Raw genomic sequence first — 23,624 nt, 5'->3', positions numbered from 1 at the left:
TTTGGACAAGGGGTATAAAAACCCCGGCACGTCGGCCGGGGTTTGGATCAAGCTCAGGGTGCGACCATCCGCTCTTCCATGGCGGGCAGAAATTCGTCGGTGAAGATGTCATCGACGCTCGGCTTGTTGCTGTACTCATAAGTCAGACCGATTTGTTCGATGGCGTTGGCCATGCGTTCTTCATCGATGTCGCCCATGCCGTTTTCCAGCACATAGTCGGTCAGGATGTTATCGGCAATGGTCATTTGCAGACGCTCCAGCTCCACCGCTTCACGCGCTACGGTGTTGTGTTGCAGCACGTACTGCACCGCCGCTTCCGGATCGGCGATGGTGTCACGCCAGCCGCGCAGGGTGGCACGAATAAAGGCTTCCACCGCTTCGGGGTTTTCTTCAGCGAAGGCCGGGTTAACGATGATGGCGTTGCCGTACAGATCGACGCCGTAATCACTCATCAGCATGACCACGATGTCGTCTTCCGGTGTGCCTTTGGATTTCAAATTGATGTAGGACGAGAACGAAAAGCCGGTAATGGCGTCGACATCGCCCTGGGCCAGCATCGGCTCGCGCACCGGGAAGCCGACGTTGTCGATGGTGACGGCGTCGGCGTCAATGCCGTTGGCCTCGACGAAGATCGGCCATTGCGCATAGGCGCCATCGGTGGCCGGTGCACCCAGCGTTTTGCCTTCCAGATCCTTAGGTGTTTCAACACCCAGACTGCGCCGCGCGACAATGGCGAACGGCGGCGCATCATAGGTCATCATGATGGCTTTGACTGGCACGTCAGCGCTGTTCTGGTCGCGGAATTTGATCAGCGAATTCACATCGGCAAAGCCCAGCTGGTAAGTGCCGGAGGCAACGCGCGGTATGGCTTCCAACGAACCGGAACCGGAATCGATGCTGACGTTGAGTCCTTCTTCTTCATAATAGCCACGCTCCATGGCCATCAGGTAAGGCGCCGCCGGGCCTTCGAATTTCCAGTCGAGCGCAAAGTCGATGTCGGTTGCGCTGGCGCCGGCTGCAGCCATCAGGCCGGCCAGGCCGCTGAGCCAAGTCCGCTTATTCATGGTAGATCCCCTCATTAGCATCGGTTGTCGTTATGGCGATCGATGCACTGCAAGGGGTAGGCCAGGTTGTTAACAATGTGAACAAATGATCGATATGCTCGCTTTAGAGAAACATTTGTTTCATCTGATCACCAAAATATGCCTTCTGTAACAAAACACAGACGGACGTGCGCGCACCAAAGCTGACATACTGCGCCACCCAACGCTCCATTATGGAGCGCTAGCGTTTGAATACAGCAAAGATCGCAGCTGATCGCGCTGGTATCGCTTCCATAACAGAGACAATTCGCAGCGGCACGGCTTTCGCATTCAAGCTTTTCCCAGCTTAAGCCGATGTTCTATGCAACGGCCGCTATTTCCTTGAGCTCATACGAATGAAAAAAATCTCCCTGACGTTGAAGATCAGTGCGCTGGTATCGGCCCTCATCCTGGCCCTGCTGGTGCTCGCCGTGTTCTTCATCGCAAGTTTCAATACCGTCATTGCCAACAGCGAGAAGGATGCTCAGCTGCGTCGACTCAGTGAAAACCTGACTCAGGGATGGGAGACTCTGAATCAGCAATACGACAGGGTTACCGAACTGGGACCCCAGTATTTCGCCAGCGCCATCAGCGAGGAAGAACTGCAGGCGGCCATCGATGCCGCCGACGCCACCGAAACCGAGTTGCGGCAAACGGTCGGGCAATTGAGTCCGGACCTGATTCGCAGTTGGGATTCGGTGATGATGAGCCAGACTGACCAGTCGCTGGGCGCGCTGGCTGAGCAATTCAACAGCGGTCTGGACCAGTTGGAAGAAGCCTCGGCCAACGCCGCCACAGCCTGGCTCGGCAAAGCCGCCTGGAACGAGCGCAATGCCATCAAGGCGGCCATGACGGAAGCGCTGGCACCGGTCGATAACGTGATCGGGCAGATTTCAACGCAATACAGCCAACTGGTCGATTTGCGCTCCGCCAAACTGATCGCTTCTCAGCAGGCCACGGTACGGGTGCTGATTGCCGCGCTGGCGGTGTTGATCGGCGTTGCCGTGGTGGCGGCGGTCTGGACTTTGCGCAAGATCAAGCGCGACTTGAAGTCCATTGTTCAGGCGACCCAGCGACTGGCCAGCGGCGATCTCAGCCAACGCATCGAAGCGCGCGAAAACGGCGATGAGGTCGATGAAGTCATGCTCGCGGTGGCGCAGATGAACACCAAGCTATCGGACATCGTCGGTTCGGTCATCGAACTGTCGGAGCACCTGAAACGCTCTGCCGACGACATCATGGCCGACACCGAAACCCGCTTCCGCGATGCCGAAAACCAGCAGCAGAAAATGCACGAACTGGCGACTGCCATCGACGAACTGCACACCGCTTCCGGTCAGGTATCGGAGGCCGCCAGTCAGTCGATGACGGTATCCGAACAAGCCAAGGACGCCGCCGACAGTGGCTTCCAGACGGTGCAGGACACCATCAGTTCAATCCAGACACTGGCCACCGAGATCGAACAATCGGTCAGTGTGATTGAAAAGCTCGATGGCCAGGCGGAGAACATCACCGCCATCATCACATCCATTCAGGCGATCGCTGAACAGACCAACCTGCTGGCACTGAACGCGGCCATCGAGGCTGCGCGTGCCGGTGAACAGGGTCGCGGTTTTGCGGTGGTCGCCGATGAAGTGCGCAAGCTGGCGCATCGCACTCAGCAATCGACCGAAGAAATTCAGCAGACCTTGGAAGAGTTGCGGTCTGGCAGTCGTGAAGCGGTCACGGTGATCGGCGACAGCCACGCCAAGTCGGTCGCCACCGTCGACACCGTGGGTGAAGCCGGTCGCACCATCGAACAGTTCGTCGGCGCCGTGGATCAGATCAAAGACTGGACCTTGCAAACGTCCGCCGCCGCCGAAGAACAGGCGGCGACGCTCAGTGGTATTTCCGAAACCGTCAGCGATGTAAACCGCATCAGTGAAGACAACGCCAAACGCGCCCGCGTTTCACTCGGCTCCACCGAAACACTGAACGCGCTCAGCAAGGATTTATTGCAATCGGTGTCCTTCTTCCGGTTGCAATAAATTCGCCGCTGCCGGCCTGACCCTGGCTTAGGAAGCGTTGCCTTCCGCCGCCAATTCAATACGGTTACGGCCGGCCGCCTTGGCGCGATAGAGCAGTTGATCGGCGCGCACCAGGGCATCGCTTAAATCTTCTTCCGGCTTGAAATCAGTGACGCCAAAACTGATGGTGACCTGGCGCTCGGTTTCCATAAAACGCTGCTGCGGCATGGCCTGATGCAGACGCTGTAAAATCATCTGCGCTTGCTCCAGAGTGGTGCTGGCAAAGACAATAACGAACTCCTCGCCACCCCAGCGACACACCAGATCCTCTTCGCGTACCTGCTCCAACAGAAAAGCCGCCACACCACGCAGAACTTCATCGCCAACCTCATGACCAAGTTCGTCGTTAATCGGTTTGAAGTTATCGATGTCGCCCAAGGCGATCACACTGCTGGCACCGGTGCGTCGTGCCTGGGCGCGCCAGGGATGCAGAAATTCACGCAGGTAACGACGGTTGTAGAGTTGCGTCAGTTCATCGCGGGTGGCCAGTTCGACCAGGTCTCGACGCTGGCGTTCGAAATGACGCCGCACCAAAACCACCGACATGATCAACGGCGCGGCCGCTAACAGCACATTGGTGCTGTAGAGAAATTTCGCCCAGAGCAGCAGTTCGCCGTCGTAGCGCTGTCCGGGAAACGCCAGGTTTAAAACCAGAAACAAACCAATGCAGGCCAGACCGGTCAGACTCGCCCAGCGCACCTCCAGCCGGGAATTAATGACTGCCAGACAGGTGGTCGGCCACAGATAAAACTGGAAACCAAATTCCAGGCCCAAAAAATAGACCGCTGCAATTGAGTATCCACAGAGTTCGGTGCAAACCAGTATCACCGCCAGCAGATGTTCACCGCGCCGATTGGCAACAATAGCCAGAATCCAGAGCGACATGCTGAGGAGACTGAACAGCACCATCGGCATCACCTCGTAATGGCGATACAGCACCACCAAAAAAACATGCGCCAACAATGAAAACAGACTGGAGATTTGAATGGCTAGGAATTCCAGATATTGATCTTTGGCAACCCGTGTTGGTTTTCGCAGCGAGAACAATCGACGCCATCGATTGTTTGAAGGAGAGGCATCCATGAGTGAGTGACGGTCCAGGTTGTCAAGCATTAAAGAGCATCATTATAGCAAGACTCAATGGCCGCGCCCGGCTGTAAACTGGGCGGCAATGGGCCTTAGTCGGGGTATCAAAAATGCTGGCAACGGTTTCAGTCAACACCTAGAGTAAAGCCTCCGTTTTTTCACAGGAGTGAAGCCTTATGCAAGGCTGGGCCATCGACGTGCAAAACTTGCATAAACACTTCGGTTCCACCCAAGCGGTAACAGGACTTAACCTGAAGGTGCGGCGCGGCAGTGTCTATGGTCTGCTCGGCCCCAACGGAGCTGGCAAGACCACCACAGTGCGCATGCTGGCAACGCTGCTACAACCAGACGACGGCCAGGCCCAGGTACTCGGTCTAGATCTTGTAAAGGATGCTCAGGCGATCCGCCAGCGCATCAGCCTGACCGGCCAATTCGCGTCGGTCGATGAAGATCTCAGCGGCCGCGAAAATCTGCGTTTGCTGGCCCGCCTGCTGGGCTGTAAAGGCCAGGCCGGACGCGTGCGCAGCGATACACTGCTGGCCAGTTTCGACCTGCTTGAGGCCGCCGACAAAGAGGTCAAACATTATTCCGGTGGCATGCGGCGCCGGCTCGATATCGCCGCCTCACTCATCGTGCCACCGGATTTGCTGTTTCTGGATGAACCCACTACCGGACTCGACCCGCGCTCACGCAATCAGGTGTGGGACATCGTGCGTGCTCTGGCCGCGGCCGGTACCACCGTCTTGCTGACCACCCAGTATCTGGAAGAAGCCGATCAACTGGCCGAGCGCATCGCGGTCATCGATCACGGCCGGGTGATCGCTGAAGGCACCAGTAGCGAGCTGAAACAGAAGGTCGGTTCGGGCGTTTTACGCCTGCGCCTTGCCGATGCCTCGCAACGACCCGCGGCCGGTGACTGGCTCAGCCAGCAATTGCAGGCCAGCGTCAGCTTCGATACCGAACCTGCGTCGCTGAGCGTGCCCTGCGCCGACCCGGCTCTGGCCAGCAAAACCCTGCAGGGATTGACCGATAACGGCTTCGCCCTGGCGAGCTTCGGTTTAGGTCAACCCAGCCTGGATGAGGTATTCCTGGCGCTGACCGGCCAACCATCGGACCTTGAGACCCGCGAGGACCTGCCCGCATGACCGAGCAACTGCGCAGCACCGATTTCGATAACCAAACCGCCAAAGCGCCAACCGATCTGCATGCCCTGATGCAGCAACAAGCACCTGAGCTGCCCGGCACGCTGTCGAACCTGGCCACCTTCGCCTGGCGCGCCCTGCTGAAAATCAAACACGTGCCGGAACAGCTCTTCGATGTGCTGATCACGCCGATCATGTTCACGGTGATGTTCACCTTCCTGTTCGGCGGCGCTCTGGCCGGGTCGCCACAGGAATATCTGGTGTTTCTGCTGCCCGGCATCCTGGCGCAGACGGTGGTGTTCACCACCATCTATACCGGCGTGACGCTGAACACCGACATCAGCAAGGGCATCTACGACCGCTTCAAATCGATGCCGATCTGGCGCGCCTCACCGTTGGTCGGTGCCATGGCCGGCGATGTGATTCGCTACACCGGCTCATCGGTAATTGTCTTCATTATCGGCATGCTGTTGGGCTATCGCCCGGAAGGAGGTTTTTTCGCGGTGGTGTTAGCCATCGTGCTGTTGAATCTGTTCGCCTTTGGCATTGGCTGGGTGTTTACCACCATCGGCCTGCTGCTGCGCACGCCCGGCGCAGTGATGACGCTGAGCTGGACGGTGCTGATGCCGGTGACCTTCGCCTCCAACATCTTTGTCGACCCAGCCACCATGCCCGCCTGGCTGCAAGCAGCCATCGGCGTGAACCCGGTCGCGCATCTGGTGACGGCGCTGCGCGATATTCTCGCCGGTCAGCCAAGCCTGGCCGGCATTGCGCTGTCGCTGCTGGCGCCGGCGGTGTTAACGGCCATCTTCGGGCCGCTGACCATGATGCTGTACCGGCGCCAGCGCTGAGCGGATTCAGGCCAGCGGCGCGGTCAGCCGCTGGCGCAACCAGGCGGCGATATCGCGAATCTCCGCCATATCGACAGAGTGCTCCATCGGGTAGATGTTGTAATCCACCGAGTAACCTCGCGACTTGAGCGTCTCCACCGCTCTGTTGCCCAGCGTTTGCGGCACCACCGGGTCGAACATGCCGTGACAGGCAAGCACGGCTATGCCTTTGTTCGCATCGCTGCTGCGATTGGTTTCAGCCGTCGCAAAGTAGGTCGACAGCGCCATCAGCCCGCCCAACGGCTCGGGGTGACGCAGCGCCGCCTCATAGGCCACGGCACCACCTTGAGAGAAACCGGCGATGATGATGCGCCGGCTGTCGATGCCGCGTTCACGTTCACGGGCGATAAAAGCATCGACGGCGTCGGCCGAGGCTTCCAGCTGCGCGGTATCGATGGTGCGGTCGATGTCGATGGCGGTGATGTCATACCAGGCCGGCATGCGCATGCCACCGTTGACGGTCACCGGAATAGAAGGCGCGTGCGGGAAGATAAAACGCACCGCCAGATCGTCCAGTTGGAGTTCGGGCACGATGGCTTCGAAATCGTGGCCATCGGCGCCCAGGCCATGCAGCCAGATGACCGTGGCGGTCGGCTCGGGGCGGGTTTGCAGTTCGACGGCAGGTAACAGTGCCATGGTCTACCTTTTTAGTTCAGACTGTGTGCCAGAGTATAAAGACTGCCGCTGTTCGCGCCGAGTCTGATCTGGCAATCGCGATGGCACGTACTGTTTCAACCACTTCACCCCGAGGAGAAGTTTATGAAACCGCTGCAGTTAATCTTTGCCGTCTTTACCCTGTCGCTGGCCGTTGTGCTCAGCGCCCGCGCCGACATCACCGGCACCGACTACGACTACACCATCAACGGCACCGCCTACCAGGGTTATGTTGCCCACAACAGCAACCTGGATGAAAGCCGGGGCACCGTGCTGATTATTCACGACTGGGATGGTCTGACCGATTACGAAAAACGCCGCGCCGAGATGCTCGCCAGCCTGGGCTACACCGCCTTTGCCATCGACGTTTTTGGCCGCGACAACCGCCCCACCTCCATGCAGGAAAACCAGCAGCGCACCGGTGAAATGTACGCCGACCGCGCCGCTTTTCAGCGTCGTTTAACGGCGGCTCTGGATGCAGTGGATGACATTCCCGGCGGCACCGATAACGTCGTCGTCATCGGCTACTGCTTCGGCGGTGCGGGCGTATTGGAACTGGCGCGTACCGGTGCCGAAACGGAGGGTTTTGTCTCCTTCCATGGCGGCCTTGGCCTGCCTGAAGGCCAGGATTACGACGACGTTAGCGCGCCAGTACTGATTCAACATGGTTCCGCCGACCCGGTTTCCGGCATGAGCGATGTCGCCGCCCTGCTCGACGCGCTGCAAGCGGCTGGTGTTGAACACAACGCCCAGATTCACGGCGGCGCGCGCCATGCCTTTACCGTCTACGGCAGTGGCGACTACGACCTCGATGCCGACCGCGCTTCCTGGCAGGCGTTAACGGCGTTTTTGGAAGAGCGTTTAAACTGAGTCTTGCGGTGACTGGTCTTGCAGTGACAACCACTGGTGACAGCACACATCATCCCGGCCCTGCGCCGGGATGCTTTCCTTAAGCTAGCTGAGTGCCAGTCCTAACTACTAGGTTGAGAGCAGCAGGGCGACCAGTATCCTTTCCAGATCTTCCATGGAATTAGCGTTCTCAAAGTCCGCCCTTTGATACAAAGTGCTTAACAACAAGAAGTCTGAATCGCCCTCTTCCCGAATCAGAAAAGTGCGGAAATTTTCCGGCAACTGCTGGTGTTTGCGCATAATGGCAATGGCCTGGATCAGCGACTGGCGATCATGCCAATGAAGATAAGCCGACAGCCGATCCTTAATCACATCCGCCACGTGAAGGATGGGCAGATTTTTATCAGCCACCTGAATTTGCGCGACGCTGGTAATAAATTCATCTCCGACAGCCAATGGCGCTGCGGGAAACTCGACCACGATCGTTGTAGTCGGATGAACATACACCCGGCCTTGCTTAAAAAAACCCAGCTCAGCCATTGCGCTGTTTAACCGCTGTGGAGACTGATAGTTGGTATTGACCAGATCAATATCCTCGGTGAGGTAGAGGTTTGCGGTGTAAATCTCCACAGCCAAACCGCCTACCAGCACAACATCGATATCCCTGTGCTGCAGATGGCCAGCAACAATAGCGGCCAGTTCAGTGATTGTCGTCGTGCTGAAGTCGTCCATAACCTAAGCCTCAACGCTGAGATTTTATAGTGCCGGACGTATCGCTTTCCCCGCCGCCCTGGGGCGAGTTCGATGTACCAGCAGCTTTTTAATAAGTTCATCCGGGTAGACCGCCAGCGCCGTTTTCAGCAATGCCTTTAACGGCTCCATAAAGGGGTAGCGCGGATTAAGCTCATAGTTGCGCACCTTACCAATCTGCTGACTGACCAGGACCCCGTCACTTTCAAGCCGGAGCAGTTGCTTTTGCACCGGGGTGAGGGGCACCTCATAAAAATCAGCGATAGCCTTACTGTAGCCATCACCTCTCAGCAGCAGATAAATCAGTATTTTTTCCTGAGTCTCCGCTCTTAGTACGCCTTTGAGCACAAACATCATCAACGCCTTTTCAAACCATAGACCGACGACTATAGACTATCTTTTAGTTTATATTAACTATTAAATAGCATATATAAACTATATGTTAGTTTATAGAATTAATGCCCAGTCAAGGTGATGCATTAAGCGATGATCGGCTCTTGCTCAGCTCAATTACTGCCAAAAACGTCCGGGTTAACCAGGTTGTGTTTACCGACATTCAAAATATCCCGCTCGCCACAGAGCGCCATCGAGATATCCAGTTCCTTGTGCAAAATGTTCAGCACATCGGTAACACCGCGCTCGCCCGCTGCACCCAGACCGTACAAAAACGCCCGGCCGATGTAAGTGCTTTGTGCGCCCAGGGCGATGGCTTTTAAGATCTGCTGGCCGCTGCGAATGCCGCCGTCAAAGTGCACTTCAATGTCATTGCCGACCGCATCGAGAATCGCCGGTAAGGCTTCGATGCTCGATGGCGCGCCGTCTAACTGCCGGCCACCATGGTTGGAGACGATGATCGCATCGGCGCCGGTTTTCACCGCCGACCTGGCGTCTTCCGGATCCATAATGCCTTTCAGAATTACCGGGCCGCCCCAGCGTTCTTTGATCCAGGCTAAATCATCCCAAGACAGTTTGGGGTCGAACTGTTTCGCCGTCCATTCCGACAACGACGACAAATCCTCCACACCGGAAACGTGACCGACGATGTTGCCAAAACCATGACGACGCGTGCCCAACATGCGCAAACCCCAGGCCGGTTTGCTCATTAATTGCAGTATTGAATTGAGCGTAAATTTCGGCGGCGCCGACAAGCCATTGCGCAGGTCTTTATGACGCTGACCGAGAATCTGCAAATCCAATGTGATCACCAAAGCAGAACAACCGGCGGCTTTGGCGCGATCGATTAAACGACCGATAAAGTCGCGGTCGCGCATTACGTACAGCTGGAACCAGAAAGGTTTTTCAGTGTGTGCGGCGATATCTTCAATCGAGCAAATACTCATCGTCGACAGCGTAAAAGGCACGCCAAATTGTTCCGCAGCTTTGGCGGCTTTGATTTCGCCATCAGCCCACTGCATGCCGGTTAAACCGGTCGGTGCCAACGCGACTGGCATGGCGACTTTTTGGCCGATCATGGTGGTTGCGGTGGAGCGATTGGTCATATCGACGGCGACGCGCTGGCGGAATTTCAGCTTATCGAAATCCGTTTCATTGGCGCGGTAGGTCGATTCGGTCCAGGAGCCGGAATCGGCGTAGTCGTAGAACATGCGCGGTACGCGGCGGCGGGCGAGTTGTTGGTAGTCGTGAATATCGCAGGGCTTGGCCATCGGAAGTCTCGAACTGAAAAACAATCGACGCACTCTAGTAGCGACGCTACCGGCCTGTCCATAGACCTTTGTATCTACCTTGCCTGTCTATTGATGATCGTCAATGATGGCGATCTTGTGACTGCAGATTTGAAGTTCTCATGCCGCTTTATCCTTTGTTAATCCTGTTACTTTGTCCGTTACTTGGGTTAGCCGCCCAACCGCTGTGGGCCGATACAGTGACGGTCGCCGTAGCCGCCAATTTCACCCGGCCGATGCAGGCCCTGGCCGATCGCTTTGAAACCGACACCGGCCATCACCTGCGGTTGTCCTTCGGCTCGTCCGGCCAACTCTTTGCTCAGATTCAAAACGGCGCGCCCTTTGATGTGTTTCTGTCAGCCGATCAGGCCAAGCCGCAGGCCTTGATCGATGCTGGCGATGCACTCACGGGTTCAGACTTTACCTACGCCGTCGGCACGCTGGCGTTATGGTCGGCAACGCCAGACCGTTTCAGTAACGGCGAAGCGCTGTTGCGCAGCGGCGACTTCAATCGACTGGCCATCGCCAACCCAAGACTGGCGCCCTATGGCGTAGCGGCAATGGAAGTATTGGAGCGGCTGGGCGTGAACGAACAACTCGCCAATCAGTTGGTGCTGGGACAAAACATTGCGCAGACGCATCAGTTTATCGCCACCGGCAATGCCGACCTGGGTTTGGTGGCGTTGTCGCAGCTGATCGATCATCACAAGGTGCCGACCGGCACCACCTGGATCATCCCCAGCAACTATTATCAGCCCATCCGCCAGGATGCTGTTTTGCTCAGTCGAGCCAAAAATAACGCCGCCGCCCGGGCGCTGCTGGATTATCTGCGCAGCGATACCACCCAGGCATTGATTGAAACTTACGGTTATCACATCGAGGTGCCAGGGTGACATTGAGCAGCGCCGACTGGAACGCCCTCTGGCTGACGCTGCGTCTGGCCAGTGTCTCAACCCTGGTGCTGCTGGTGCTGGGTACGCCGCTGGCCTGGTGGCTGGCGCGCACCCGCTCCTGGCTGAAAGGCCCGATCGCGGCTCTGGTTGCCTTGCCGTTGGTATTACCGCCCTCGGTGCTGGGCTTCTATCTGCTGATTTCACTGGGCCCAAACGGGCCTGTCGGCCAACTGACTCAGGCGTTGGGCATCGGCTTATTGCCCTTCACCTTTGCCGGTCTCGTCGTCGGCTCGGTGCTTTATTCCCTGCCCTTTGTGGTGCAGCCGATTCAAAACGCCTTTCAGGCCATCGGCGACCGCCCGTTGGAAGCCGCCGCCACCTTGCGCGCCGGCCCCTGGGATCGCTTCTGGACCGTAGCGGTACCGCTGGCCAAACCGGGTTTTATCAGTGCTGCCGTGCTCGGCTTTGCCCATACCGTTGGCGAGTTCGGGGTGGTGTTAATGATCGGCGGCAATATTCCGGATGAAACCCGCGTCGCCTCGGTGCAGATCTACGACCATGTCGAGGCGCTGGCCTACGATCAGGCGCATGCGCTGGCCGCTGTTCTGGTGGTGTTTTCGTTCGCCGCGCTGGCGGCACTCTACACGCTGCAACGGCGCAGCACGCAACTGAATTGGGGGCGCTCATGAGTGACGCCTTACAACTGCGTTTTCAACATTGCTACCCGGGCTTCGCGCTGGACGTCGATCTGAAGCTGCCGGGCAATGGCATCAGCGCCCTGTTCGGTCCATCCGGTTGCGGTAAAACGACGCTGTTACGCTGCATTGCGGGTCTGGAAAAAGCGCAGCGGGGTCATTTAACGGTCGCCGGTCAGTGCTGGCAGGATGACCAGAAATTCCTGCCCACCCATCGTCGCCCACTCGGTTATGTGTTTCAGGAATCGAGCCTGTTCGACCATCTGAATGTCGCCGGCAATCTCGATTACGCCGCTAAACGCGCCGATGCCGGTAACACGCCATTATCGCGTGCCGACATCGTCGAATTACTGGGTTTGGACAAACTGCTACAACGTAAACCCGCGGAACTCTCCGGTGGCGAACGTCAGCGCGTCGCCATCGCCCGCGCCCTGTTGATCAACCCCAGCCTACTGCTGATGGATGAACCCCTGGCCTCGCTCGACGCCCAGCGCCGAGCTGAAATTCTGCCCTACCTGGAAAGCCTGCACGACGCTCTGGCCTGCCCGATTCTGTACGTCAGCCATGCCGCCGAAGAAGTCGCCCGCCTGGCCGATCATCTGGTGGTCATGCAGGCGGGAAGCGTCACCGCCAGCGGCCCGCTGACCGAATTGCTCAGCCGCGCCGACGATCCACTGCGCCTGGGCGATCAAAGCGGGGTGGTGCTGGAAACCCGCCTCGCTGAACGCGATAACGACTGGGGCCTGATGCGCCTGGAAAACGGCGCGCTGAGTCTGTGGGTGGGCGATAACGGCAAGCCGCTGGATGTCACCATCCGGATACGCATTCTGGCGCGCGACGTCAGCCTCAGCCTGAGCGAAGCCAGCGATTCGAGCATTCTCAACCGCTTACCGGCGCGCATTATTGAGCTGACCGACAGCGATGACGCCAGCATTACCGTGCAACTTCTCGTTGGCAGCCAGACGCTGCTGGCACGCCTGACGCGGCGTTCAGTCGCCCAACTTAAGCTCCAACCCGGCCAGCACGTTTGGGCACAAATCAAGTCGACGGCGCTGCTGCGCTAGCCTCTCTGTCGCTTGAGTGACAACGGTTGCGCATAAAATCTTATTATAATACATTTAATTTTAATCGGACCTTATCGGCCCGGTGCAGCGCTCCGTCCCGACAATAAACAAAGCAGGGGATGCGCTTTTCCTGGTTTGATCGGCAACAGCGATCAAACAGCGCTGCAAAAAATACACAATCCCGAAAAAGTGCCTTTGCTCAGTACCGGAGCGGGCCAACCAACAACAATATTGCTGGCGGCAGTGGTTCACAGCGCTGTAACGCCTTGGGAGAACAACTCATGACTGTCTTTAAGACCGCAGCCCGGCTGTGCGCTTTGTCGCTCGCCACCGCTTTTACCGCAACGCTGGCCACTCAGGTCGCCGCTGAAACCGTCGGCATCGCCATGCCCACCAAGTCGTCGGCGCGGTGGATTTCCGACGGCGAAAGCATGGTGCGCCAGTTCGAAGAGGCCGGTTACGACACCGATCTGCAATACGCCGAAGACGATATTCCGACGCAGTTGTCACAGATTGAAAACATGATCGTTAAAGGCGTCGACGTACTGGTCATCGCCTCCATCGATGGCACGACGCTGTCGTCAGCGCTGCAACAGGCAGCCGATCTGGGCATCGAAGTGATCGCTTACGATCGTCTGATTCGCGGCTCAGCAAACGTCGACTACTACGCCACCTTCGATAACTTCCAGGTCGGTGTCCTGCAAGCGCAATACATCGTCGATGCCTTGGATCTGGCAGACGGCGACGGCCCTTACAACATCGAACTGTTCGGTGGGTCGCCCGACGACAACAACGCCTATTTCTTCTACAACGGCGCCATGTCGATCCTGCAACCTTATATCGACAACGGCCAGCTCGTGGTCCGCTCCGGCCAGACCGGCATGGACACCGTCTCCACACTGCGCTGGGACGGTTCGGTCGCTCAGGCGCGCATGGACAACCTGCTTTCAGCCTACTATTCCGATGCCCGCGTCGATGCCGTGCTGTCGCCCTATGACGGCCTGTCCATCGGTATTATTTCTTCGCTGAAAGGCGTAGGTTACGGCAGCGGTAATCTGCCAATGCCAGTGATCACCGGTCAGGACGCCGAAGTGCCTTCAGTTAAATCCATCCTCGCCGGCGAGCAGACCATGACGGTGTTCAAAGACACCCGCGAACTGGCGCGTGTCACCGTCGGTATGGTCGATGCGTTGTTCCGTGGCACCGAGCCGGAAATCAACGACACCTCCACCTACGACAACGGCGTCAAGGTGATCCCTTCTTACCTGCTGGTACCGGTCAGTGTCGATGAAGACAACTGGGAAGACGTCCTGGTTGACAGCGGTTACTACAGCGAAGACGACATTCGCTAAGCCCTTTGGCTGGCCGGCACCGCCGGTCGGCCTTTTTTTGGTATGAGAGGGTGCGCAGTGAACACCATTTTAGAAATGCGCGGCATCACCAAAACGTTCCCCGGCGTCAAAGCGCTCAACAACGTTAATCTGGCGATCCGCGACGGCGAAATTCACGCCCTGGTGGGCGAGAACGGCGCCGGTAAATCAACCTTAATGAAAGTCCTCAGCGGCGTGCATCCGCACGGCAGTTACGACGGCGAGATTCTGTTCGACGGTGAACAACGTCAGTTCAAATCCATCGCCGACAGCGAGCGCCTGGGTATCATCATCATTCATCAGGAACTGGCCTTGGTGCCGTTACTGTCGATTGCCGAGAACATCTATCTGGGCAACGAACAGGCACACAACGGCATCATCGATTGGCCACGCAGCTACGCCCAGACCGAAAAGCTGCTCACCAAAGTCGGCCTCAGCGAAGCACCGGGTACGCCGGTGGGCGAACTGGGTGTGGGCAAACAGCAGCTCGTTGAAATCGCCAAGGCGTTATCAAAAAACGTGCGCCTGCTGATTCTCGACGAACCCACCGCCAGTCTGAACGAAGCCGAAAGCGCCGCCTTATTGGAACTGCTCAAAGAGTTTCGCGCTCAGGGCATTACCTCCATTTTGATTTCGCACAAGCTCAACGAAGTCAAACAGGTGGCCGACACCGTCACCGTCTTGCGTGATGGCGCCACCGTCAGTCGGCTCGATTGTGCGACTGAAGAAATCAGCGAAGACCGTATTGTTTCCGACATGGTTGGACGCGCCTTATCGGATCGTTTTCCGCCACGCACACCGAACATCGGCGACATCGTTTTTAAAGTACGCAACTGGAATGTGTTCCATCCGCAGCAGGCCGATCGGCAGATTATTCATAACGTCAGCCTGGATGTGCGCGCCGGAGAAATCGTCGGCATTGCCGGCTTGATGGGCTCGGGTCGGACTGAGCTCGCGATGAGTATTTTTGGCCGCGCTTATGGCCAGAAAATCAGCGGTGAAGTGACACTGCACGACCAACCCATGGACGTCAGCACAGTGCAGCGAGCGGTCGGTTCCGGCCTTGCCTACGCCACTGAAGACCGCAAAACCTATGGCTTGGTATTGGACGATACCATCAGCCGCAACGTCTCCATGGCCAACCTCGGCGCAGTCAGCCGGGGGGCGGTAATGGACGATCAATATGAAGACAATGTCGCCGAAGGTTACCGCCAAAAAATCAATATCAAGACGCCGCATGTACAGCAAAAAGCGGTGAATCTGTCCGGCGGTAATCAACAAAAAGTGGTGCTGTCGAAATGGCTGTTTACCGACCCTGAGGTGTTGATTCTGGATGAACCGACACGGGGCATCGACGTCGGTGCCAAGTACGAAATTTACAGCCTGATCAACGAACTGGCTGCACAGCACAAAGCCATCATCGTCATCTCTTCAGAAATGCCTGAATTGCTCGGCATCAGCGATCGCATCTACGTGATGAACGAAGGCGAGCTGATCGGCGAACTGCCACGCGAGCAGGCATCGCAGGAAGCCATTATGACGATGATCATTCAATCCGGGAGACACTGACATGTCGACACAAGCATCCGTGGACCAGCCGCAGAGCAAGCAGAGTTCGCTGGGCGGTTTCTTTAAGTCGCATCTGCGCGAATACGGCATTTTGATCGCCCTGGTGGTGATCATGGCGCTGTTCCAGTTTTTAACCGACGGCATCCTGCTTAAGCCGCTGAACCTGACCAATCTGTTTTTGCAGAACTCCTACATCATCATCATGGCGCTGGGCATGTTGATGGTCATCGTCTGCGGCCATATCGATCTGTCGGTTGGTTCGGTGCTCGGTTTTATCGGCGCCCTGGCGGCGGTGATGATGGTGCAGTGGGAATGGTCGGCGCCGGTTACCTTTGTTGCCTGCCTGGTCGTCGGCACACTGATCGGCGCGGCCCAGGGTTACTGGGTGGCCTACTACCGCATTCCGGCCTTTATCGTCACGCTCGCCGGCATGCTGGTGTTCAAAGGTCTGACACTGTGGTTGCTCGGCGGTCAGTCAGTCGGCCCGTTTCCGGAGACCTTCCAGAAACTGAGCACCGGCTTTCTGCCCGACCTGCTGCCCGGCGGTGACTTTCACCTGACCTCCATGCTGCTCGGCATCGCCGTGGCAGCGCTGCTGCTCTACTTCAATATCCGCGCCCGCGCCAAGCAGGCTCAGTACGGCGCGGCGCGCGAGCCATTGCAGTTTTTCTGGCTGCGTAATGGTTTGATTGCAACGGCGGTGATCTATATCACCTACCTGCTGTCGACCTACAAAGGCCCACCCAATGTGCTGATCCTGATGGCGCTGCTGATTTCGATCTACACCTTCGTGACTCAGCGCACCACCTTCGGCCGGCGCATCTACGCCATCGGCGGCAACGAAAAGGCCGCCATGCTCTCAGGCATCAACACCAAACGCCTGACCTTCCTGACCTTCGCCAATATGGGCATGTTGGCGGCGCTGGCCGGCATGGTGTTCGCCGCTCGACTGAACATGGCAACGCCGAAAGCGGGCCTGGCGTTCGAGCTGGATGTGATCGCCGCTGTCTTTATCGGCGGCGCTTCGATGCGCGGCGGTTCGGGCAAAATCATCGGCGCGGTGATCGGCGCCTTGATCATGGGCGTGATGAACAACGGCATGTCCATCCTCGGTGTCGGCATCGACTGGCAGCAGGTGATCAAGGGTCTGGTGCTGCTCGCAGCGGTGATCTTCGACGTTTACAACAAGAACAAGAGCGGCTGAGCGGCCACTTCCTTTAATTACAGGCAAGCCGGGCAACCGGCTTGACAGTCGCTCCGATCACTCGGACCATTTGTATTATTTTATTATTAATAGGGCACCGCCATGACGGCTAATAACGACGGCAAGGGCAGCAAACCAAATTCCAGTACCCCACTGCGTTCTCAGCAGTGGTTCGGTACGCGCGACAAAAACGGCTTTATGTATCGCTCCTGGATGAAGAACCAGGGCATTCCTGATCATCATTTCGACGGCCGGCCGATCATCGGTATCTGCAACACCTGGTCGGAACTGACACCGTGCAACGCACATTTCCGGCAGATTGCCGAACGGGTCAAGAATGGCATTCGCGAAGCCGGCGGCGTGCCGGTGGAATTTCCGGTGTTCTCTAACGGCGAATCGAACCTGCGGCCGACCGCCATGCTGACGCGCAATCTGGCGTCCATGGATGTTGAAGAAGCCATTCGTGGCAATCCCATTGATGGCGTGGTGCTGCTGACCGGTTGCGATAAAACCACGCCCGCCTTGCTGATGGGCGCGGCCAGTTGTGATGTTCCGGCTATTGTCGTCACCGGTGGACCCATGCTGAACGGCCAACACCATGGCGAGCCGGTCGGTTCCGGCACCCTGGTGTGGCGCCTGCACGAAGAGTACAAAGCCGGCAAGATCGGCCTGCAGGATTTCCTCGACGCCGAAGGCGGGATGTCGCGCTCGGCCGGTACCTGTAACACCATGGGCACCGCTTCCACCATGGCCTGCATGGCCGAATCGCTTGGTGTCAGCCTGCCGCACAACGCGGCTATTCCGGCGGTCGATTCGCGGCGTTATGTGCTGGCGCATCTGTCCGGCATGCGCGCCGTGGAAATGGTGCATGAAGACTTAAAACTCTCCAAAGTGCTGACCCGCGATGCCTTTTTGAACGCCATCCGCACCAACGCCGCCATCGGTGGTTCCACCAATGCGGTGATTCACCTTAAAGCCATTGCCGGTCGTATCGGTGTCGAGCTGGAACTGGATGACTGGAATGAAGGTCGCGAGGTACCCACGCTGGTGAACCTCCAACCTTCAGGCCAGTATCTGATGGAAGAGTTTTATTACGCGGGCGGTTTGCCAGCGGTATTGCGTCGTTTGAACGATGCCAAACTGATTAAGGGCGACTGCCTGACCGTCAACGGCAAAACCCTGGCCGACAACGTCAAGGATGCGCCCTGCTACAACGACGACGTTATTCGCACCCTCGACAATCCATTGATCGCCAATGGCGGCATCTGCGTGCTGCGCGGCAATCTGGCACCGCGCGGTGCGGTATTGAAACCGTCGGCCGCGAGCCCGGAATTGATGAACCATCGTGGCCGTGCGGTGGTGTTCGAAAACTTCGACGACTACAAAGCGCGCATCAACGACCCGGATCTGGACATCGACGCCAGCTGCGTCATGGTGCTGAAAAACTGCGGTCCCAAGGGCTACCCGGGCATGGCCGAAGTCGGCAACATGGGCCTGCCACCGAAACTGTTGAAAGAAGGTGTGACCGACATGGTGCGTATTTCCGATGCGCGCATGAGCGGCACGGCCTTCGGCACGGTGGTGCTGCACGTGGCCCCCGAGGCGATGGAATTGGGTCCGCTGGCCGCTGTACGTAATGGCGACATCATCCATCTGGATGCCGACGGCGGTGTGCTGAACCTCGACATCAGCGATGCCGAGCTGGAGCAACGCCTTAAAGAACTGCGTGCCGACCATATCATCGCCCGTGAAGGTGGCTATCTGGAACTCTATCGCGACCGGGTGCTGCAGGCCGATGAAGGCTGCGACTTCGACTTTTTGGTCGGCTGTCGTGGCGCAGCCGTACCGGCCCACTCGCATTGATCGGAGGCAAGATGCAACTGAGTAATCGTTACCCCAGCCTGGATGGCGCCGTTATCTTTATCACCGGCGGCGGCTCCGGCATTGGTGCTGGCCTGGTCGAAGCCTTCGCCGACCAGGGCTCGACGGTGGTGTTCGTCGATATCTTAAAAGACGAATCCATCGCCCTGGCGAAAACGCTGAATGATCGTCTCGGCAGCGAGCGGGTTTATTTCCACCACTGCGATCTGATCAACGTGGCACAGTTACAGCAAATTATCCGCGACACCGGCGAACGCTTCGGCCCGATCAAGGCGCTGATTAACAACGCCGCCCAGGACACCCGTCACGACTTCCGCGACGTCACGCCCGAGTACTGGAACGAGCGCATCAACATCAACCTGCGACCACAGTTCTTCGCCGCCCAGGCGGTGTACGAACAGATGAAGCAGGCCGGTGGCGGTTCCATCATCAATTTTGGTTCGATGAGCTGGCACGAATGTCAGGGCAACATGACCGGCTACACCACCTCCAAAGCCGCCGTACTCGGCATGACCCGCGGCCTGGCGCGCGACATGGGTCCGGACCGTATTCGCGTGAATACGCTGACCCCGGGCTGGGTAATGACCGAACGCCAACTGGCCAACTGGGTTAACGAAGACACCAAGGCAGAGATTCACAGCAGCCAGTGTTTGAAGGAAGAACTTTATCCGGAACACATTTGTTCGATGGCGTTGTTTTTGGCCTCGGATGATAGCCGGATGTGCACGGCACAAGACTATATCGTCGACGGCGGATGGATCTAGTTTGCGGGACAAAGGCGCTTTTCGATGCCCGTTCGCTTCGCCAAAGAGCCTGTCACCGCGTTGAGAAAGCTTGAAATAGCGCTGCTATTCCTGTGCTTCCTCGCCTTGTGACAGACACTTTGGCTTTGCTCCTTGGGCACCGAAAAACACCTTTGGCCCGCTGAAAAGACAATTGAAAGTTAGAAAACCAAATTCAAGGAGACAGCCTTATGAGTATTACCGGTAAGCAACTGATCGGCGGCAACTGGCAGGCCGGAGAAGCCGGCAGTTATCAGGCCGTCAACCCGGCTACTGGTGAGCAACTTGGTCCTGAGCTGAGTTTTGCCAGCGAAGAACAGATCAGCGCAGCAACGGCAGCAGCCGCTAAAGCAGCGCCGGCTTTTGCGGCGACCAGTCTGGAAGAACGTGCGGCTTTCCTGGACGCTTGTGCCGAACAAATTATGGCGCTGGGCGATGAACTGCTTGAGCGCGTCAGTCTGGAAACCGGCTATCCGCGTGGTCGTGCCGAGAACGAACGCGGCCGGACCTGCAACCAGTTGAAGATGTTTGCCGGCGTGGTCCGTGCTGGCGATTTTCTCGATGTGCGCATCGACTCGGCCTTGCCGGAGCGCACCCCGCCGCGTCCGGATTTGCGTTTTGTTAAACAGGCGCTGGGACCCATCGCCGTGTTTGGTTCCTCCAACTTTCCACTGGCCTTTTCCGCCGGCGGTGGCGACACCGCTTCGGCGCTGGCCGCTGGTTGCCCGGTAGTGGTGAAAAGCCATAACTCCCATCCCGGCAGCGGCGAATTGGTCGCTCAGGCATTAGCGAAGGCAGCTGAGCAATGCGGTATGCCGGCCGGGGTGATCAACTTTGTCGCCGGTGACGGCAATGGCATCGGCAGCCAACTGGTGACCGACCCGAACATCAAAGCAGTGGGCTTTACCGGTTCCTATCGTGGCGGTTCGGCACTGCATCAACTGGCCAGCAACCGCACTGATCCAATTCCGTTTTTCGGCGAGATGGGTTCCATTAATCCGCTGGTGGTTTTACCCGAAACCTTGCAAGCAAGTGCCGTAGAAATCGCTCAAGGCTTTGTCGGTTCGCTCACCCTCGGCACCGGCCAGTTCTGTGTGAATCCAGGTCTGGTGTTGGGCATTGCCGGCCAGGAACTGGACGCCTTTGTGAGCGCCACCGCCGAGGCTTTAACCGGTCAACCGGCCGGTGTAATGCTCAACCAGGGCGTCGCCAAGGCTTATCAAAAAGGCGCAGACACACTGGGCCAGCAAGCCGGTGTTGAGTGCGTTGTCGCCGGTGACGAGCCGGGCACGCAAGGCTATTGCGGCCAGGCGCGGCTGTATCGCGTTGCCGCCAAGGATTTTCTCGCCAACCCGGCGCTACAGGAAGAAGTCTTCGGGCCGACATCACTGGTGGTGGTGTGCGATGACGCCGCCCAGTTGACCGACGTCGCCAACGCGCTTTCCGGCCAGCTTACCGGTACACTGCACGGCACCGAAACCGAGCTTGGCCAGCACAGCGACCTGGTGCGCGTGCTCGAACAGCGCGTCGGTCGACTGGTGTTCAACGGCTTCCCAACCGGTGTAGAAGTCTGCGAAGCGATGATGCACGGTGGTCCGCATCCGGCTTCGAGCGACACCCGTTTTACCTCGGTCGGCACTGCGGCAATCGACCGCTGGCTGCGTCCGGTCTGTTATCAAAACAGCCCGGCCAGTCTGTTGCCACCGGCACTGCAAAACACCAACCCCTGGCAACTGCGCCGCCGAGTGGATGGACAATGGCAAACCGGCCCGCTCTAAGCGGGCTTTTTGGAGTATCAATGACGGATCAACTGGAACTGCTGTTCAGCCTGGATCTGGGCAATGAATTGGGCGAAGCCGTGCAATGGCATCACGCCAGCCAGACGCTGTGGTGGACCGATATTCACCAAAGCCGACTGTATCGCTACGACTGGGCCAGTCAGCAACTGACCGACTGGCACACTCCCGATCGAATAACCTCCTTCGGCATTCTCGACACCCAGCCGGTCCGTCTGCTCGCCGCCTTCGCTGGCGGCTTTGCGCTCTATCAACCGGAAAGCGGCGACTGTCAATGGCTGGCGCAACCGGAACGGCATCTGCCGGGCAATCGTTTCAACGACGGCCGGGTCGATCGACAGGGCCGTTTCTGGGCCGGCACCATGCAGGACGTTCCTTCCGACAAGGGCGATCGCCAACCGGTCGGCACGCTCTACCGGCTCGATTCCACCGGCGCCACCCCGGTCATTAACGACCTGACCATTCCCAATACGCTGTGCTGGTCACAGGACAGCCGCCAGCTGTTTCATGCCGATACGCCCACAGGCCAGATTCGCCGCTACGATTTCGATGCCAAAAGTGGCGACATCGACAACGAAACCCTGTTCGCCAAAGCGCCACGCGGCTATCCCGATGGCGGTTTAATTGATGCCGAGGGTTACCTGATGTGCGCGCTTTTCGGTGGCAGCGCCGTGGCACGATTCAATCCAGAGGGCGAGTTGGTAGCACTGCATGAATTACCGGCGTCCCAACCGACCTGCGTCGCGCTCGGCGGCCCCGATCTGAACGTCTTGTTCGTGACTTCAGCCACCGAAGCCATGAGCGACGAACAACTCAAAGCCGAACCCAAAGCCGGCAGTCTCTTGGCTTACGCCACGCCTTATAAAGGCCTGCCGGAATGCACGCCGGATGCGGCTTTGTTGCCGCAGCCGTTAAGCGAATAACAGCCAACTATAAAAAAACCACCCAGAATAGCGGTGGTCTTGGACGAGCAGGATGGGGACGTCGATAGCCAGGGATGGCTATCGTCGAGCCTTCAGGGACGACTATTTATGAGTGTTCATAGATGAACGGGGTAGCGTGCCCCAGCCTGCTCGGCCAAGGCCGCCGCGAACGACTACTACTAAAGCCCCTTAACGGTTACTAACTTCTCATCACCCACGGTCTTCAGCGGATTACGCAACGCCCGCCCAAAAACCTCGGCTTCGATTTCAAAAACATCACCTTCTTGAGCCTCAATACCATCAGCAAAACTCAGCGTCGCTGTGCCGAAGAAATGCAGATGCGCATCGCCCGGGCGACGGAATAATTCATACTTAAAATGATGATGTTCCAAATTCGCCAGGCTATGACTCATATTGGCTTCACCGGAAACAAACGGCTTTTCCCAAACCACCTTATCGCCACGCAGCAGTCGCGACATGCCATTAATTTCCTGCGGCAAATCACCGACCAATAATTCCGGACCAACGGCACAGGGACGCAACTTGGAATGCGCCAGCAACAGATAATTCTGACGCTCAGTCTGGTGATCAGAAAACTCATTACCCAGCGCAAAACCCAAACGCCATGGCTGGCCGTTATCATCAATTAAATAACAACCAACGATCTCCGGTTCTTCACCGCCGTCGAGCGCAAAGGCCGGCGACTGCAACGGCTTGCCCGGCGCGGCAACGATGCTGCCATCGCCCTTATAAAACCATTCCGGCTGCGCACCGACTGTTCCAATGGCGGGCTTGCCACCTTCTACGCCCTGACGAAACATCTTCATGCTGTCGGTCAGTTCGGCGTCGCTTTTGCCCTGGGTTTTGGCGTGCATGCTGTCGCGCGTATCGGCGCTGCCCAGATGCGTTAAACCGGTGCCGGTGACAAACAGATGCGCCGGATCCGGATGGGCAAAGGGCGGCAGCAGGCGTTGCTCGTCAATCAGTTTCTGGTAATCCAGACGCTCATCAGTCGCGCCACGCTGCACTGCTTCTTCCAGGCTTATGCCTTCACTGATAGCGCGCTTGGCCAGGTAATAAAGCGAACTTTCCGGGCTGATCGGCTGGATTTCGGTATCGGAAATAACCCGACCGATCGCTGGTTGGTTGTCATCGGTTAAATACTGAATCAGTCGCATCGTTGTTCCTTTTTTGTTGTTGGTCATCGCGCTGATATCGGATGAGATTCTTATTTATACTATAATAG

Annotated in this window: 21 protein-coding genes; 14 read left to right on the top strand and 7 right to left on the bottom strand. The window is 57.6% G+C overall.

All coding sequences use genetic code 11. The annotated features are described in order from the left end of the window. Positions 1–53: 53 nt before the first annotated feature. Entirely contained in the window at positions 54–1,064 is a 1,011-nt protein-coding gene (locus ACXAE6_RS08950) for an ABC transporter substrate-binding protein (RefSeq protein ID WP_475146603.1), read from the bottom strand. A gap of 374 nt (positions 1,065–1,438) precedes the next feature. Between ACXAE6_RS08950 and ACXAE6_RS08945 the strand changes: the two genes are divergently transcribed. Further along, entirely contained in the window at positions 1,439–3,109 is a 1,671-nt protein-coding gene (locus ACXAE6_RS08945; protein WP_475146602.1) for a methyl-accepting chemotaxis protein, read from the top strand. A 27-nt stretch (positions 3,110–3,136) separates the two neighbouring features. On the opposite strand, the gene ACXAE6_RS08940 is transcribed toward ACXAE6_RS08945, so the two are convergent. Then, positions 3,137–4,261 (bottom strand): GGDEF domain-containing protein, encoded by a 1,125-nt coding sequence (locus ACXAE6_RS08940; RefSeq protein ID WP_475146601.1) that lies wholly within the window; start codon positions 4,259–4,261, stop codon positions 3,137–3,139. Between the two features lie 149 nt (positions 4,262–4,410). Between ACXAE6_RS08940 and ACXAE6_RS08935 the strand changes: the two genes are divergently transcribed. Further along, positions 4,411–5,379: an ATP-binding cassette domain-containing protein gene (locus tag ACXAE6_RS08935; RefSeq protein WP_475146600.1), complete on the top strand. Its 969-nt coding sequence runs from the start codon at positions 4,411–4,413 to the stop codon at positions 5,377–5,379. After that, entirely contained in the window at positions 5,376–6,227 is an 852-nt protein-coding gene (locus ACXAE6_RS08930; RefSeq protein WP_475146599.1) for an ABC transporter permease, read from the top strand. Before ACXAE6_RS08935 ends, ACXAE6_RS08930 begins: the two co-directional genes overlap by 4 nt. A gap of 6 nt (positions 6,228–6,233) precedes the next feature. On the opposite strand, the gene ACXAE6_RS08925 is transcribed toward ACXAE6_RS08930, so the two are convergent. After that, positions 6,234–6,902, bottom strand: coding sequence for an alpha/beta hydrolase (locus ACXAE6_RS08925; RefSeq protein WP_475146598.1), 669 nt, complete (start codon positions 6,900–6,902; stop codon positions 6,234–6,236). A 123-nt stretch (positions 6,903–7,025) separates the two neighbouring features. On the opposite strand from ACXAE6_RS08925, the gene ACXAE6_RS08920 reads away from it, so the two are divergent. Beyond that, entirely contained in the window at positions 7,026–7,790 is a 765-nt protein-coding gene (locus tag ACXAE6_RS08920) for a dienelactone hydrolase family protein (protein ID WP_392801723.1), read from the top strand. 108 nt (positions 7,791–7,898) lie between these two features. Here the strand turns inward: ACXAE6_RS08920 and ACXAE6_RS08915 are convergent, their stop codons facing one another. From ACXAE6_RS08915 to ACXAE6_RS08905, 3 genes are all read right to left on the bottom strand, one after another. Continuing rightward, the gene (locus ACXAE6_RS08915) at positions 7,899–8,501 is read right to left on the bottom strand and encodes a hypothetical protein (protein WP_475146597.1); all 603 of its coding nucleotides are present in this window, start codon (positions 8,499–8,501) and stop codon (positions 7,899–7,901) included. Positions 8,502–8,525: 24 nt separating this feature from the next. Then, positions 8,526–8,873: a hypothetical protein gene (locus tag ACXAE6_RS08910; protein WP_475146596.1), complete on the bottom strand. Its 348-nt coding sequence runs from the start codon at positions 8,871–8,873 to the stop codon at positions 8,526–8,528. Between the two features lie 152 nt (positions 8,874–9,025). Next, the gene (locus tag ACXAE6_RS08905; RefSeq protein ID WP_475146595.1) at positions 9,026–10,183 is read right to left on the bottom strand and encodes an alpha-hydroxy acid oxidase; all 1,158 of its coding nucleotides are present in this window, start codon (positions 10,181–10,183) and stop codon (positions 9,026–9,028) included. 218 nt (positions 10,184–10,401) lie between these two features. Here ACXAE6_RS08905 and modA point away from each other — a divergent pair, with 218 nt between their 5' ends. From modA to ACXAE6_RS08855, 10 genes are all read left to right on the top strand, one after another. Beyond that, positions 10,402–11,094 carry a molybdate ABC transporter substrate-binding protein gene (gene modA / locus ACXAE6_RS08900; protein ID WP_475146594.1) on the top strand — a complete coding sequence of 231 codons (693 nt, stop codon included), beginning with the start codon at positions 10,402–10,404 and terminating at the stop codon, positions 11,092–11,094. After that, entirely contained in the window at positions 11,091–11,783 is a 693-nt protein-coding gene (modB, locus tag ACXAE6_RS08895) for a molybdate ABC transporter permease subunit (RefSeq protein WP_475146593.1), read from the top strand. The genes modA and modB overlap by 4 nt, the downstream gene beginning before the upstream one ends. After that, entirely contained in the window at positions 11,780–12,853 is a 1,074-nt protein-coding gene (modC, locus tag ACXAE6_RS08890) for a molybdenum ABC transporter ATP-binding protein (protein ID WP_475146592.1), read from the top strand. Before modB ends, modC begins: the two co-directional genes overlap by 4 nt. Before the next feature lie 281 nt (positions 12,854–13,134). Next, complete coding sequence (chvE, locus tag ACXAE6_RS08885) at positions 13,135–14,205, top strand: multiple monosaccharide ABC transporter substrate-binding protein (RefSeq protein ID WP_392801705.1); 1,071 nt, start codon at positions 13,135–13,137, stop codon at positions 14,203–14,205. 57 nt (positions 14,206–14,262) lie between these two features. After that, positions 14,263–15,792: a multiple monosaccharide ABC transporter ATP-binding protein gene (gene mmsA / locus ACXAE6_RS08880; protein ID WP_475146591.1), complete on the top strand. Its 1,530-nt coding sequence runs from the start codon at positions 14,263–14,265 to the stop codon at positions 15,790–15,792. A 1-nt stretch (position 15,793) separates the two neighbouring features. Further along, complete coding sequence (gene mmsB / locus ACXAE6_RS08875; RefSeq protein WP_475146590.1) at positions 15,794–16,996, top strand: multiple monosaccharide ABC transporter permease; 1,203 nt, start codon at positions 15,794–15,796, stop codon at positions 16,994–16,996. Between the two features lie 102 nt (positions 16,997–17,098). After that, positions 17,099–18,859, top strand: coding sequence for an IlvD/Edd family dehydratase (locus ACXAE6_RS08870; protein ID WP_475146589.1), 1,761 nt, complete (start codon positions 17,099–17,101; stop codon positions 18,857–18,859). Positions 18,860–18,870: 11 nt separating this feature from the next. Then, a complete protein-coding gene (locus tag ACXAE6_RS08865) occupies positions 18,871–19,641 on the top strand; it encodes an SDR family NAD(P)-dependent oxidoreductase (protein ID WP_475146588.1) in 771 nt (256 codons plus the stop codon). 209 nt (positions 19,642–19,850) lie between these two features. Further along, entirely contained in the window at positions 19,851–21,437 is a 1,587-nt protein-coding gene (locus tag ACXAE6_RS08860) for an aldehyde dehydrogenase (NADP(+)) (protein WP_475146587.1), read from the top strand. A 20-nt stretch (positions 21,438–21,457) separates the two neighbouring features. Next, positions 21,458–22,378, top strand: coding sequence for an SMP-30/gluconolactonase/LRE family protein (locus tag ACXAE6_RS08855; protein ID WP_475146586.1), 921 nt, complete (start codon positions 21,458–21,460; stop codon positions 22,376–22,378). A gap of 179 nt (positions 22,379–22,557) precedes the next feature. Here the strand turns inward: ACXAE6_RS08855 and araD1 are convergent, their stop codons facing one another. Then, positions 22,558–23,556, bottom strand: coding sequence for an AraD1 family protein (gene araD1, locus ACXAE6_RS08850; protein WP_475146585.1), 999 nt, complete (start codon positions 23,554–23,556; stop codon positions 22,558–22,560). Positions 23,557–23,624: the final 68 nt, after the last annotated feature.

Source organism: Saccharospirillum sp. ABV4_185 (genome assembly GCF_056159245.1).
Note: the sequence above shows the minus strand (reverse complement) of the source record. Positions and strands in the feature narration are given on the sequence as shown.

Coding starts and splice junctions, on each gene's coding strand:
- ACXAE6_RS08950 (WP_475146603.1), bottom strand. CDS start 1,064: ATGAATAAGCGGACTTGGCTCAGCGGCCTGGCCGGCCTGATGGCTGCA.
- ACXAE6_RS08945 (WP_475146602.1), top strand. CDS start 1,439: ATGAAAAAAATCTCCCTGACGTTGAAGATCAGTGCGCTGGTATCGGCC.
- ACXAE6_RS08940 (WP_475146601.1), bottom strand. CDS start 4,261: ATGCTTGACAACCTGGACCGTCACTCACTCATGGATGCCTCTCCTTCA.
- ACXAE6_RS08935 (WP_475146600.1), top strand. CDS start 4,411: ATGCAAGGCTGGGCCATCGACGTGCAAAACTTGCATAAACACTTCGGT.
- ACXAE6_RS08930 (WP_475146599.1), top strand. CDS start 5,376: ATGACCGAGCAACTGCGCAGCACCGATTTCGATAACCAAACCGCCAAA.
- ACXAE6_RS08925 (WP_475146598.1), bottom strand. CDS start 6,902: ATGGCACTGTTACCTGCCGTCGAACTGCAAACCCGCCCCGAGCCGACC.
- ACXAE6_RS08920 (WP_392801723.1), top strand. CDS start 7,026: ATGAAACCGCTGCAGTTAATCTTTGCCGTCTTTACCCTGTCGCTGGCC.
- ACXAE6_RS08915 (WP_475146597.1), bottom strand. CDS start 8,501: ATGGACGACTTCAGCACGACGACAATCACTGAACTGGCCGCTATTGTT.
- ACXAE6_RS08910 (WP_475146596.1), bottom strand. CDS start 8,873: ATGTTTGTGCTCAAAGGCGTACTAAGAGCGGAGACTCAGGAAAAAATA.
- ACXAE6_RS08905 (WP_475146595.1), bottom strand. CDS start 10,183: ATGGCCAAGCCCTGCGATATTCACGACTACCAACAACTCGCCCGCCGC.
- modC (WP_475146592.1), top strand. CDS start 11,780: ATGAGTGACGCCTTACAACTGCGTTTTCAACATTGCTACCCGGGCTTC.
- chvE (WP_392801705.1), top strand. CDS start 13,135: ATGACTGTCTTTAAGACCGCAGCCCGGCTGTGCGCTTTGTCGCTCGCC.
- mmsB (WP_475146590.1), top strand. CDS start 15,794: ATGTCGACACAAGCATCCGTGGACCAGCCGCAGAGCAAGCAGAGTTCG.
- ACXAE6_RS08870 (WP_475146589.1), top strand. CDS start 17,099: ATGACGGCTAATAACGACGGCAAGGGCAGCAAACCAAATTCCAGTACC.
- ACXAE6_RS08865 (WP_475146588.1), top strand. CDS start 18,871: ATGCAACTGAGTAATCGTTACCCCAGCCTGGATGGCGCCGTTATCTTT.
- ACXAE6_RS08860 (WP_475146587.1), top strand. CDS start 19,851: ATGAGTATTACCGGTAAGCAACTGATCGGCGGCAACTGGCAGGCCGGA.
- ACXAE6_RS08855 (WP_475146586.1), top strand. CDS start 21,458: ATGACGGATCAACTGGAACTGCTGTTCAGCCTGGATCTGGGCAATGAA.
- araD1 (WP_475146585.1), bottom strand. CDS start 23,556: ATGCGACTGATTCAGTATTTAACCGATGACAACCAACCAGCGATCGGT.